At 64.5% G+C, this 12576-nt stretch carries 10 protein-coding genes; 9 read left to right on the top strand and 1 reads right to left on the bottom strand.

The annotated features are described in order from the left end of the window. Window positions 1-93: 93 nt before the first annotated feature. Window positions 94-744, bottom strand: coding sequence for an alpha/beta hydrolase (locus GVL61_RS06930; protein WP_159978346.1), 651 nt, complete (start codon window positions 742-744; stop codon window positions 94-96). 242 nt (window positions 745-986) lie between these two features. Between GVL61_RS06930 and gor the strand changes: the two genes are divergently transcribed. From gor to GVL61_RS06885, 9 genes are all read left to right on the top strand, one after another. After that, window positions 987-2333: a glutathione-disulfide reductase gene (gene gor, locus GVL61_RS06925; RefSeq protein ID WP_159978344.1), complete on the top strand. Its 1347-nt coding sequence runs from the start codon at window positions 987-989 to the stop codon at window positions 2331-2333. Window positions 2334-2587: 254 nt separating this feature from the next. Beyond that, a complete protein-coding gene (locus tag GVL61_RS06920) occupies window positions 2588-4114 on the top strand; it encodes an acyl-CoA carboxylase subunit beta (RefSeq protein WP_159978342.1) in 1527 nt (508 codons plus the stop codon). A 122-nt stretch (window positions 4115-4236) separates the two neighbouring features. After that, complete coding sequence (gene bktB, locus GVL61_RS06915) at window positions 4237-5418, top strand: beta-ketothiolase BktB (protein WP_159978340.1); 1182 nt, start codon at window positions 4237-4239, stop codon at window positions 5416-5418. Next, a complete protein-coding gene (mce, locus tag GVL61_RS06910) occupies window positions 5415-5852 on the top strand; it encodes a methylmalonyl-CoA epimerase (protein ID WP_159978338.1) in 438 nt (145 codons plus the stop codon). Before bktB ends, mce begins: the two co-directional genes overlap by 4 nt. A gap of 124 nt (window positions 5853-5976) precedes the next feature. Then, window positions 5977-8136 carry a methylmalonyl-CoA mutase gene (gene scpA, locus GVL61_RS06905; RefSeq protein WP_159978336.1) on the top strand — a complete coding sequence of 720 codons (2160 nt, stop codon included), beginning with the start codon at window positions 5977-5979 and terminating at the stop codon, window positions 8134-8136. Window positions 8137-8240: 104 nt separating this feature from the next. Beyond that, window positions 8241-9302 carry a biotin synthase BioB gene (bioB, locus tag GVL61_RS06900; RefSeq protein WP_159978334.1) on the top strand — a complete coding sequence of 354 codons (1062 nt, stop codon included), beginning with the start codon at window positions 8241-8243 and terminating at the stop codon, window positions 9300-9302. Further along, the gene (locus GVL61_RS06895; protein WP_235037560.1) at window positions 9302-9673 is read left to right on the top strand and encodes a lysozyme inhibitor LprI family protein; all 372 of its coding nucleotides are present in this window, start codon (window positions 9302-9304) and stop codon (window positions 9671-9673) included. The genes bioB and GVL61_RS06895 overlap by 1 nt, the downstream gene beginning before the upstream one ends. Window positions 9674-9747: 74 nt before the next feature. Then, a complete protein-coding gene (locus GVL61_RS06890; RefSeq protein ID WP_235037559.1) occupies window positions 9748-10572 on the top strand; it encodes an alpha/beta hydrolase in 825 nt (274 codons plus the stop codon). Next, window positions 10554-12575, top strand: a complete 2022-nt coding sequence (locus tag GVL61_RS06885; RefSeq protein ID WP_159978332.1) for an acetyl/propionyl/methylcrotonyl-CoA carboxylase subunit alpha — start codon at window positions 10554-10556, stop codon at window positions 12573-12575. The genes GVL61_RS06890 and GVL61_RS06885 overlap by 19 nt, the downstream gene beginning before the upstream one ends. The last annotated feature ends 1 nt before the right edge of the window (window position 12576 follow it).

The following is a 12576-nucleotide window of genomic DNA, read 5'->3' as shown; positions in this document are numbered from 1 at the left end:
GATGGGGGAAACGCCGTGAGAACATACGCCGGAGCGGGCGCTGGTCCCGCCCCGGCGCCCTGCAAGGGGCTGGTGACGCGCTGAGATTGCCCGTCAGGCGCGGTATTCGAGACCTTCGGACCAGTCGCCATGCGCGGCCCTCGACGGCAAGGCTTGGGTCGGCACCTGAGCGTCGAGCAGCCGCGCCAGCAGGCGCTTGCCGTCCTCCCAGCTTCCGAGGCCGGAATCGGCGTTGATATGCCCGGCATTGCCGGCATCGACGAAATCGCTCCCCCAGCGCCGGGCGAGGCCCTTGGCGGTATCGAAGCCGATCCAGGGATCGTTGCGGCTTGCCACCAGCAGCGAGGGAAAGGGCAGGGCATCCGCCGGAGTGGGCGCGAAGCCGTTGAGGCGGTCATCGCGCGGAAAGAAGTCCACCTCGGGCGGGGCGACCAGCATGGCGCCGATCACCGGCGTCGAGTAGCCGGGCTGCTCGAACTTCGACCACCATGCGGTAAGCACGCAGCCCAGGCTATGGGCCACGAGCACCACTGGCCGTCCGGCGCGGTGCACGGCAAGGTTCAGGCGGTTTATCCAGGTATTGCGGTGCGGGGTGTCCCAGCTGCCCAGTTCGGCGATCTGGCAATTGTCGATCTCTTCCGCCCATCGTCGCTGCCAGTGGCCGGGGCCACTGCCATCGAGGCCGGGAACGAGCAAAATCAGCGGCTCCTGCTTGTCCGCCGAGGCGTTGTGCGAACGTGCCATCGGTGATCTCCCAGTCGTGGTGCGCTGCCTCATGGAAAAGCAGCCATACCCCGGATATAAACTCAACCAAATTGATTGACAATAGGTTGGCGACGGAGAGAGTGAAGCGCGAGCCGGATCGAAACGGCGGGCCGGGCCGGTGGTCGCTGGCAATCGTCCCGGCCATGTCCCATATGCGCCGCGAAGCAACGGGATCTGCCGCCGCACTCTTGGCTGCGCCCGCCGCAACGGAGCACAGACGCATGGCCGAATACGACTACGACCTCTTCACCATCGGCGCCGGTTCGGGCGGCGTGCGCGCCAGCCGCGTGGCAGCCGCTTACGGGGCGCGGGTTGCCGTGGCCGAGGAGTTCCGGGTTGGCGGCACGTGCGTGATCCGGGGCTGCGTGCCCAAGAAGATGCTCGTCTACGGGGCGCACTTCGCCGAGGATTTGGAGGATGCAAGGCACTTCGGCTGGGACGTGGGCGAGCCGAAGTTCGACTGGATCAAGCTGCGCGACAACGTGCTGGGCGACGTGGACCGGCTGAACGGCCTCTACACCCAGACGCTCGACAACAACAAAGTCGAGATATTCCATGAGCGCGCCGTGATCTCCGGCCCCAACGAGATCACGCTGGCGAGCGGCGAGAAGAAGACTGCCAGGCACATCCTGATCGCCACCGGCGCGCGTCCGATGGTGCCCACGTGCCCTGGCCACGAACACGGCATCACCTCGAACGAGGCATTCCACCTCGACGCGATCCCGAAGCGCGTGCTGATCGCGGGCGCGGGCTATATCGCCAACGAGTTTGCCGGCATCTTCAACCAGTTCGGTGCGAAGGTTACGCTGATGAACCGCTCCGACCAGCTGCTGCGTGGCTATGATGAGGCCCTGCGCGACCGTCTGCTGCAGATATCGCTCATCAAGGGCATCGAATTCCGCTTCAACGCCGCTTTCGAGAAGGTGGAGAAAAACGAGGACGGCTCGCTCACCGTCCACATGAGCAATCATGAGCCGATCGAGGTTGACTGCCTGCTGTTCGCCACTGGCCGCGTGCCCAACATCGAAGGTCTCGGCCTCGACGACGTTGGCGTGAAGCTGAACGGGAAGGGCGCGGTCGAGGTGGACGAGAATTCGCGCACCAGCATCGAGAGCATCTACGCCGTGGGCGACGTTACCGACCGCGTGCAGCTTACCCCGGTGGCCATCCGCGAAGGGCAGGCCTTTGCCGACAGCGTGTTCGGCGGCAAGCCGACGAAGGTGGACTATTCGTGCATCCCCTCGGCCGTGTTCAGCCACCCACCGATCGCAGCCGTGGGCCTCACCGAAGCCGAAGCAACGGCGCAGTATGGCTCGGTCAAGGTCTATACGAGCGACTTCCGCTCGATGAAGAACGTCGTCGCTCACCGGAACGAACGCTCGCTCTACAAGATGGTCTGCGAAGCGCAGACCGAGCGAGTGCTGGGCATCCACATGATCGGCGCCGAAGCGCCCGAGATCATGCAGGCTGCTGCCGTGGCGGTGAAGGCAGGCCTTACCAAGGCCGACTTCGACGCAACCGTCGCCATTCACCCGACGATGTCGGAGGAACTCGTTCTGATGAAGTGAGCGGGACGGAGAGGGGCATCGCTGAAACGGGATGCTCCTCCGTCATCTTCCTCATTGCGAGCCGGGCGTTCCGCTCGCCGGAACGCAGCGCGGCGGCGGCGCTGCATTGCTGTATCGCCTGACGGATATAGCCAAAACAGCCCCGCGATTTGTTTTAACCGAGCGATTAAAACTGTTGACCTGAGCGCTTCCAGCTGCCTTTAGGAGGCATGGGCATTTCGATGCCGCGACCATTGGGTACATAGGGAAGCCGGATGTCAGCAAACATCGCCGAAATGGAAAAGCGCCGGGCCGCAGCCAAGCTGGGCGGCGGGCAGAAGCGCATTGATGCGCAGCACGCCAAGGGCAAGCTGACCGCGCGCGAACGTCTCGAGGTGCTGCTTGACGAGGACAGCTTCGAGGAGATGGACCTCTACGTCGAGCATGACTGCGTCGACTTCGGCATGCAGGACCAGAAGATCCCCGGCGACGGCGTGGTCACCGGTTCCGGGACGATCAACGGACGTCTCGTCTTCGTGTTCAGCCAGGACTTCACGGTGTTCGGCGGCTCGCTTTCGGCCCGTCATGCGCAGAAGATCTGCAAGGTGATGGACGCGGCGATGAAAGTCGGCGCGCCGGTGATCGGCCTCAACGATTCGGGCGGCGCGCGCATCCAGGAAGGCGTCGCCTCGCTGGGCGGTTATGCCGACGTGTTCCAGCGCAATGTCCTTGCCTCGGGCGTGGTGCCGCAGCTGTCGCTCATCATGGGGCCCTGTGCCGGCGGCGCGGTTTATTCGCCCGCGATGACCGACTTCATCTTCATGGTGAAGGATAGCTCCTACATGTTCGTGACCGGCCCCGACGTGGTCAAGACGGTCACCAATGAGGTTGTCACGCAGGAAGAGCTGGGCGGCGCGATCACGCACTCCAGCAAGACTTCGGTGTCCGACCTCGCGCTTGAGAACGACATCGAGGCGCTGCTGGCGGCGCGCGATTTCTTCGATTTCCTGCCCGCTTCCAACCGTGACGACGTGCCGGAGCGCCCTTGTGCCGATACCTGGGACCGTCTCGAGTACAGCCTTGACACGATCATCCCGCCGTCCGCGAACCAGCCTTACGACATGCAGGAAGTGCTGCGCAAAACTCTGGATGAGGGCGAGTTCTTCGAGTTGCAGCCCCTCCACGCGGGCAATATCCTGATCGGGTTTGGCCGCATCGAAGGCAAGACCGTGGGCATCGTCGCCAACCAGCCGATGGTGCTGGCGGGCGTGCTGGACATCAACTCGTCCAAGAAGGCCGCGCGGTTCGTGCGCTTCTGCGATGCATTCAACATTCCCATCGTGACCTTCGTCGACGTGCCCGGCTTCCTGCCCGGCACCGACCAGGAGCATAACGGCATCATCAAGCACGGCGCCAAGCTGCTGTTCGCTTATGGCGAAGCGACCGTGCCCAAGATTACCGTTATCACCCGCAAGGCCTATGGCGGCGCCTACGACGTCATGAGTTCCAAGCACTTGCGCGGCGACCTCAACTACGCTTGGCCGACTGCGGAAATCGCGGTGATGGGTGCCAAGGGCGCCGTGGAGATCATCTTCCGCGGCCAGGACGCGGACGGCATCGCCGCCAAGACCAAGGAATACGAAGACCGCTTCGCCAACCCCTTCGTGGCGGCAAGCCGGGGCTACATCGACGAGGTCATCTACCCGCACTCGACGCGCCGGCGCATCGCGCTGGGCCTGCGCAAGCTCGCCAACAAGAGCATCGAGAACCCCTGGAGGAAGCACGACAACATTCCGCTCTGATACCTGCCGAAGGCGGGATTCATAGCTGCGGGCGGTGTTCTTTTTGAGAGTACCGTGATCGCGGGCGGAGGTCGAAGAGGACCTTCGCTCGAAACCGAGAACAAGAGATTGGAAGGCAGATCATGGAAGAGATCTACATCGTCAGCGGCGTACGCACGGCAGTCGGCGACTTCGGGGGCTCGCTCAAGAGCTTCATGCCTTCGGATTTGGGCGCGCTTGTCGCCACCGAGGCGCTGAAGCGCGCGGGCATCGAGGCCGAAGCTGTCGAACATGTCGTCATCGGCCAGGTCATGCCGACCAGCGCCCGCGACCAGATGCTTTCCCGCGTGATCGGCATCAACGCCGGAATCCCGCTGGGCACCCCGGCGCTGACGCTTAACCGCCTGTGCGGATCGGGTGTCCAGGCGATCGTCTCGGCCGCGCAGATGATGAAGCTGGGCGAGGCTTCGGTCACGCTTGCAGGCGGCGCGGAATCGATGTCGAACGTGCCGTATCACGATCACGGCGTGCGCTGGGGCCGGAAGATGGGCGCCAATACGCAGGAAGACGCGCTGACGCTCGGCCTGTCGGACGCCATCGGCGAATATCACATGGGCATCACCGCCGAGAACGTCGCGGAGCGCCACAACGTTTCGCGCGGCGACATGGACGCGCTGGCCGCGACCAGCCACGAGCGTGCCGCCCGCGCGATCGCGGAAGGCCGCTTCAAGGACCAGATCCTTCCCGTCGAAGTGAAGACCCGCAAGGGTGTCACCGTATTCGACACCGACGAGCATGTCCGCGCCGACACAACTGCGGAAACGCTGGGCAAGATGAAGCCGGCCTTCAAGAAGGATGGCTCGGTCACCGCCGGCAACGCCAGCGGCATCAACGACGGCGCCGCCGCCGTGGTGCTGGCCACTGGCACCGAGGTCGAGAAGCGCGGGCTCAAGCCGCTCGCCCGGATCGTCGCCTGGGGCCATGCCGGTGTGGAGCCGGAATACATGGGCGAAGGCCCGATCGTGGCTGTGCCGATCGCGCTCAAGCGCGCCGGTCTCAGCCTCGACCAGATCGACGTGATCGAGAGCAACGAAGCCTTCGCGGCGCAGGCCTGCGCCGTCGCCAGGGTGCTTGGCTTCGATCCCGAGAAGGTGAACCCCAACGGTTCGGGCGTCTCGATCGGCCACCCCGTCGGCGCGACGGGCAGCATGCTCACCATCAAGTGCGCCTATGAACTGAAGCGGATCGGCGGCAGGTACGGCCTCATCACGATGTGCATTGGCGGCGGTCAGGGCATCGCCATGATTATCGAGAATGTCGCATGAAACTGGGCCGTCTCAATCACATCGGCGTCGCCACGCCTGACCTTGATGCCTCGATCGCGTTCTACAGGGACGTGATGGGGGCCACCGACGTAACCGAACCGTTCGTGCTGGAAAGCCAGCAGGTGCGCGTCTGTTTCGTGAACACACCGGGCGAGAACGGAACGGCGGGGACGCAGATCGAACTGCTGCAGCCGACGACACCCGCATCGGCGGTCGGCAAGTGGCTCGAGAAGAACCCCCTCGGAGGCCAGCACCACATCTGTTACGAAGTGCCCGACATCCAGGAGGCAAAGTCCTGGTTCGAAGGCCTCGGCAAACGCGTCCTGGGTGAACCGCGTGTCGGCGCCCATGGCACGATGATCTTCTTCGTCCATCCCAAGGATATGGGCGGACAGCTTACCGAGATCATGGAAACGCCTAAACACGGGCATTGAGTTCGTTTTCTCCGTCATCCTGAACTCGTTTCAGGATCCATCGTGCTGGTGAAGCACTGACGGAATGGATCGAAAAATAGATCCTGAAACAAGTTCAGAATGACGAAATTGGCGAGGCAAGGCGATGACTGACAAACCCACCATCGAGACTTGGCAGGCAGCGGCTGACAAGGAAGTCAAGGGCAGGGACCTGACCTGGAACACGCCCGAAGGCATCGCGGTCAAGCCGCTCTACACCTCCGAGGACGTGACCGTGGACCCCGGCTTGCCAGGCTATGCGCCGTTCACGCGCGGCGTGCGCGCCTCGATGTATGCGGGCCGCCCCTGGACCATCCGCCAGTACGCGGGCTTCTCCACCGCCGAGGAATCCAACGCCTTCTACCGCCGCAACCTTGCGGCCGGGCAGAAGGGCCTGTCGGTCGCTTTCGATCTCGCCACCCACCGCGGCTACGATTCGGACCACCCTCGCGTGGTCGGCGATGTCGGCAAGGCCGGTGTTGCGATCGACTCGGTCGAGGACATGAAGATCCTGTTCGACGGCATCCCGCTCGACAAGATGTCGGTCTCGATGACGATGAACGGCGCGGTGATCCCGATCCTGGCCTTCTTCATCGTTGCGGGCGAGGAACAGGGCGTCGACCGCAAGCTGCTCGACGGGACCATCCAGAACGACATCCTCAAGGAGTTCATGGTCCGCAACACCTACATCTACCCGCCAGAGCCTTCGATGCGGATCATCTCGGACATCTTCGGCTACACCAGCCGCGAGATGCCCAAGTTCAACTCGATCTCGATTTCCGGCTATCACATGCAGGAAGCCGGCGCGACGCAGGTCCAGGAACTGGCCTTCACCATCGCCGACGGCGCCGAATACGTGAAGTACGGCGTGGCCTCGGGCCTTGATATCGACAAGTTCGCGGGCCGCCTGTCGTTCTTCTTCGCCATCGGCATGAACTTCTTCATGGAGATCGCCAAGCTGCGCGCCGCGCGCGTGCTGTGGCACCGGGTGATGACCGACCTTGGCGCCAGGGACGAGCGTTCGAAGATGCTGCGCACCCACTGCCAGACCTCGGGCGTGTCCTTGCAGGAGCAGGACCCCTACAACAACGTGATCCGCACCACCGTCGAGGCGATGGCCTCGATGCTAGGCGGCACCCAGTCGCTGCATACCAACGCGCTGGACGAGGCGATCGCGCTGCCGACCGATTTCTCGGCCCGCATCGCCCGCAACACCCAGATCATCATCCAGGAGGAGACCGGCATGTGCAATGTCGTCGATCCGCTGGGTGGCTCATACTACATCGAATCGCTGACGCAGCAGCTGGTCGACCAGGCCTGGGAAATCATCGAGCGCGTGCAGGCCGATGGCGGCATGGCCAAGGCGGTCGCCGCCGGCTGGCCCAAGGCGATGATCGAAACCGCCGCCGCTTCGCGCCAGGCGCGTGTCGACCGGGGTGACGACGTGATCGTCGGCGTCAACAAGTACCGTCTCGCCGCCGAAGACGCGATCGAGACGCTCGACATCGACAACGCCAAGGTCCGCGAAGGCCAGATCGCCCGCATCAACAAGATGAAGGCGGAGCGCGACGAGGCTGCCTGTCAGGCCGCTCTCAAGGCATTGGCGGCAGGCGCCGCGTCGCCCGCCAGCATCGAGAACAATCTGCTCGCCCTCGCGGTGGAAGCCGCCCGCGCGCGCGCCACGCTGGGCGAAATCTCCTCCGCGATGGAAGAGAGCTTCGAGCGCTACGGCACTCAGCCGACGCCGGTGAAGGGCGTCTACGGCGCCCCTTACGAGGGCGACACCCGCTGGCAGCAGGTGCTTGACGGTGTGCAGGCGGTGGAGCGCCGTCTGGGCCGCAAGCCCAAGCTGCTCGTCGCCAAGATGGGTCAGGACGGCCACGACCGGGGCGCCAACGTCATCGCCTCGGCATTCGGCGACATGGGATTTGAGGTCGTCTCCGGCCCGCTGTTCCAGACGCCCGAGGAAACCGTGGTGCTGGCGCTGGAGAACGCAGTCGACGTCGTCGGCGCGTCCAGCCTTGCCGCCGGTCACAAGACGCTGATCCCCGAACTGATCCAGCAGCTGCGCGATGCCGGCCGCAGCGACATCAAGGTGATCGCAGGCGGCGTAATTCCCGCGAAGGACTACGAATACCTGCGCAATTCCGGCGTTCAGGGCATCTACGGTCCCGGCTCGAACGTGGTCGAATGCGCCGCAGACGTGCTGCGTCTGCTGGGCCACAACATGCCGCCGGCGGGTTCCGAACTGCAGGCGGCCGAGTAAGCGCTGTGCAGGGGCGCGTGCGAGAACTGGCAAGCGGCGGCGTCGGGCTCTATGGCAGGGCTTTGGCTTCGCCCCCCTGCGCTATGCACGCCTGAGGAATGACTATGACCGATACCGCCACCGCTGCCTCGACTCTGGCTCGCACCGACTGGACCCGTGAAGAGATCGCGCAGCTGTTCGACCTGCCATTCACCGAACTGGTGTTTCGCGCAGCCGAGGTTCACCGTGCCAATCACAAGGCCAACGAAGTGCAGCTTTCGACGCTGCTTTCGATCAAGACCGGCGGCTGCGTCGAGGACTGCGGCTACTGCTCGCAGTCGGTGAAGGCGGACAGCGGCGTCAAGGCGACCAAGCTGATGGAGGTCCAGCAGGTCCTCCAGCGCGCCGCGCAGGCCCGCGATCAGGGCTCGACCCGCTTCTGCATGGGCGCCGCCTGGCGCAACCCGAAGGACCGCGACATGCCTGCCATCATCGAAATGGTGAAGGGCGTCCGCTCGATGGGCCTCGAAACCTGCATGACGCTGGGGATGCTGACTCCGGATCAGGCCGATATGCTTTCCGACGCGGGCCTCGATTACTACAACCACAACATCGATACTTCCCCCGAGCGTTACGACCAGGTCATCACTACCCGCACCATGGACGACCGTCTCGACACGCTGTCGAACGTGCGCATGGCGGGCATCAACGTTTGCTCGGGCGGCATCGTCGGCATGGGCGAGACGCGCGCCGACCGCGTCGGCTTCGTCCACACGCTAGCCACGCTGCCGGACCACCCGCAGTCGGTGCCGGTCAACGCGCTGGTGCCGGTCAAGGGCACCGTGCTGGGCGACATGCTGGCCGATACCCCGCTTGCCAAGATCGACGACGTGGAGTTCGTGCGCACCGTTGCGGTGGCGCGCATCACCATGCCGCTGTCGATGGTGCGCCTCTCGGCTGGGCGCGAATCGATGTCTGAGATGACGCAGGCGATGTGCTTCATGGCCGGCGCGAACTCGATCTTCACCGGCGACAAGCTGCTCACCGCGCCCAATTCGGGCGACGACAACGACCTGGCGATGTTCGCGCGTCTGGGCATCAAGCCCATGGCCATCGACCTGACGCCGGGCCAGGTGGAAGCCCAGCGCATGCCCAAGGGCTGCGCCAAGCTGGAAGCTGCCGAATAGTGATCTGGACGCTGTTCCTCATGGCGGCAGAGCCTGCGGTCGACTGCGCCAATGCGATGACGCAGGCGGATATGAACATCTGTTCGTACCGCGATTTCCAGTCGGCCGACCGGGATTTGAACGCCGCCTGGGGAAGTGCGGCCATAGCCGCCAGGGACGCTGACAAACACGGTCCAAGCGGAGCTTTCGACAGGCTGCTCGATTCGCAGCGCAAGTGGCTGGCGTACCGTGACGCCCAGTGCCTGTCGGAAAACGGCCCACGCGAACAGAGCGGCACGATCTGGCCGCTGCTCCAGAACGGTTGCCTGCACGAGCTGACGCAGGCGCGCACCGGGCAACTGCGCGATTACCTGAAATCGTCGGAGCGGTGATTTTCCGCCGTCCCCGTCATTCCCGGCGCAAGGGGAAGCCAGGGGGGCTGGCCTGCCGGGCCGGGGCGGCGCTTTTGGCGCTGTCCTGTCTTCCGGGCATCGCTTTCGCCGCCGCGCCCGAGGCGGCGCCGATCACCATTGGCGAAACCCGCCTCGTGCCGTTCGCGGCCGGTGATCAGCGGCAGGTCAACGTCTACCTGCCCGAAGGGTACGCGGCCGGAGATACGCGCTACCCCGTTCTCTATCTCATCGACGGCGGGCTTTCGCAGGATTTCCTCCATATTGCCGGGACCAGCGCGCTGAACGCCGTATGGGGGCGTTCGCTGCCGGTTATCGTCGTCGGGATCGAAAGCAAGGACCGGCGAGCCGAACTCATCGGCAGCCCCGGCAATGCAGGCCAGCACAAGCAATATCCCACCGCCGGGCAGTCCGCCGCCTTCCGCGCTTTCCTGCGCGACCGGGTGAAGCCGCTGGTCGAGGCAAATTATCGCACCAACGGCGATGACGGCGTGATCGGGGAATCGCTTGCCGGACTGTTCATCACCGAGACCTGGCTGCGCGAGCCCGGCCTGTTCCGCCGCTACGCCGCCATCGACGCGAGCTTGTGGTGGGAGGACGGCGCACTGGCGAAAGCGGCTGCGGGTCTCCTCACTGCTGCCGACCGGCCGCGCGGTCCGCTGTTCCTGACGTATTCCAACGAAGGGCCGGAAACCGCGCAAGCGGCCAAGCTCGTCGCGGCTGCGGGTGGTTCGCGCGTCTGTCTCGTCCCGCGTGAGGACCTGACGCATGCAACGGCCTATCACACGCTCGCACCGCAGGCGCTGCAGTTCCTGTTTCCGACCGATAACAAGCATGACGCTGAATGGGGCTTTGAGGTTACATGTTCAAAAAAATCCTGATCGCGAACCGGGGCGAGATCGCCTGCCGGGTCATCAAGACCGCGCGCCGCATGGGCATCCAGACCGTCGCCGTCTATTCCGACGCCGATGCCCGCGCGCCGTTCGTGCAGATGGCGGATGAGGCGGTGCACATCGGCCCCGCGCCTGCTGCGCAGAGCTACCTGATCGCCGACAAGATCATTGCCGCCTGCAAGCAGACCGGCGCCGAAGCGGTCCACCCCGGCTACGGCTTCCTGTCCGAGCGGACCTCCTTCGCCGAGGCGCTGGCCGCGGAGGGCATCGAGTTCATCGGCCCGCCCGTCAATGCGATCGCGGCGATGGGTGACAAGATCGAGTCCAAGAAGCTCGCCAAGGCGGCCGGCGTCAACGTCGTCCCCGGCTTCGTCGGCGAGATCGAGGATACCGAGCATGCCGTGCGCATCTCGGCCGAGATCGGCTATCCGGTGATGATGAAGGCTTCGGCCGGCGGCGGCGGCAAGGGCATGCGCCTGGCCTACAATGAAAACGACGTCCGCGAGGGCTTCGAGGCGACCAAGCGCGAAGGCCTGAACTCCTTCGGCGACGACCGCGTCTTCATCGAGAAGTTCATCCTCAACCCGCGCCACATCGAGATCCAGATCCTGGGCGATAAGCACGGCAACATTCTTTACCTGAACGAGCGCGAATGCTCGATCCAGCGCCGTCACCAGAAGGTGGTCGAGGAAGCGCCTTCGCCCTTTGTCACCCCGGCGATGCGCAAGGCCATGGGTGAGCAGTGCGTCGCCCTGTCGCGCGCGGTGGGCTACTACTCAGCCGGTACGGTAGAATTGATCGTCTCGGGCGCGGACGCGACCGGCGAGAGCTTCTACTTCCTCGAAATGAACACCCGTCTGCAGGTGGAGCACCCCGTCACCGAAGCGATCACCGGCGTCGACCTTGTCGAGCAGATGATCCGCGTCGCCGCCGGCGAACCGCTGGCGATGACGCAGGACGACGTGAAGATCGAGGGCTGGGCCATCGAAAACCGCGTCTACGCCGAAGACCCCTATCGCGGTTTCCTGCCCTCCACCGGGCGCCTGTCGCGCTACAACCCGCCGGTCGACGGTTGGACCGAGGACGAGGAAGCCAACGGGCGCCGCGGTATCGACGGCGTGCGCGTGGATGACGGCGTCTACGAAGGCGGCGAAGTCTCGATGTTCTACGATCCGATGATCGCCAAGCTCATTACCTGGGGCGAAACTCGCGACGAGGCCGCCGACAAGCAGGTCGCCGCGCTCGATGCATTCGAGATCGAGGGACTGGGCCACAACATCGATTTCGTCTCGGCCATCATGCAGCACCCGCGCTTCCGCTCGGGCGAGCTGACCACTGGCTTTATCGCCGAGGAATACCCTGATGGCTTCCACGGCGCGCCTGCCTCGGAAGACCTCAAGGTGAAGCTGGCCGCCGTCGCCGCGTTCGTCGCCACTGCCCGGTCCGACCGTGCGCGTCAGGTGGAAGGCCAGCTTGGCGGCCCGCTCGATCCGCCGAGCGCCTGGACCGTGACCATCGGCGGCACCGTCCACGAAGTCGAACTCGACGAGGACCTGCTGACTGTGAACGGCGAGGAAGTCGATCTCGCGCTTGAATACACGCCGGGCGACCGTTTCGTGGAAGCCGATGTCGACGGTGAGGACTTGATTCTCAAACTGGAAACCACCCGCACCGGCTTCAGGATGACCACGCGCGGCGCGATCCACAAGGTCGAGTGCCTGCCCACCCGCATCGTCGGGCTGACCCGGCACATGATCGAAAAGGTCGCGCCGGATCTCTCGCGCTTCCTGATCTGTCCGATGCCGGGCCTGCTGGTTTCGCTCAGCGTGGCCGAGGGTGACAAGGTCGAGGCCGGTCAGCCGCTTGCAGTGGTGGAAGCCATGAAGATGGAAAACATCCTGCGGGCAGAGAAGTCTGGCACGGTGAAGACCGTCAACGCCAAGGCCGGTGAAAGCCTGCGCGTGGATGCGATCATCCTCGAAATGGAGTGAT

Source organism: Novosphingobium sp. 18050, assembly GCF_902706195.1.
Classification (GTDB): domain Bacteria; phylum Pseudomonadota; class Alphaproteobacteria; order Sphingomonadales; family Sphingomonadaceae; genus Novosphingobium.
Note: the sequence above shows the minus strand (reverse complement) of the source record. Positions and strands in the feature narration are given on the sequence as shown.

Excerpts from the sequence above, each read along its gene's own strand:
- mce (WP_159978338.1), top strand. The coding sequence starts at position 5,415 with ATGAAACTGGGCCGTCTCAATCACATCGGCGTCGCCACGCCTGACCTT.
- bioB (WP_159978334.1), top strand. The coding sequence starts at position 8,241 with ATGACCGATACCGCCACCGCTGCCTCGACTCTGGCTCGCACCGACTGG.
- GVL61_RS06920 (WP_159978342.1), top strand. The coding sequence starts at position 2,588 with ATGTCAGCAAACATCGCCGAAATGGAAAAGCGCCGGGCCGCAGCCAAG.
- bktB (WP_159978340.1), top strand. The coding sequence starts at position 4,237 with ATGGAAGAGATCTACATCGTCAGCGGCGTACGCACGGCAGTCGGCGAC.
- gor (WP_159978344.1), top strand. The coding sequence starts at position 987 with ATGGCCGAATACGACTACGACCTCTTCACCATCGGCGCCGGTTCGGGC.
- GVL61_RS06885 (WP_159978332.1), top strand. The coding sequence starts at position 10,554 with ATGTTCAAAAAAATCCTGATCGCGAACCGGGGCGAGATCGCCTGCCGG.
- scpA (WP_159978336.1), top strand. The coding sequence starts at position 5,977 with ATGACTGACAAACCCACCATCGAGACTTGGCAGGCAGCGGCTGACAAG.
- GVL61_RS06930 (WP_159978346.1), bottom strand. The coding sequence starts at position 744 with ATGGCACGTTCGCACAACGCCTCGGCGGACAAGCAGGAGCCGCTGATT.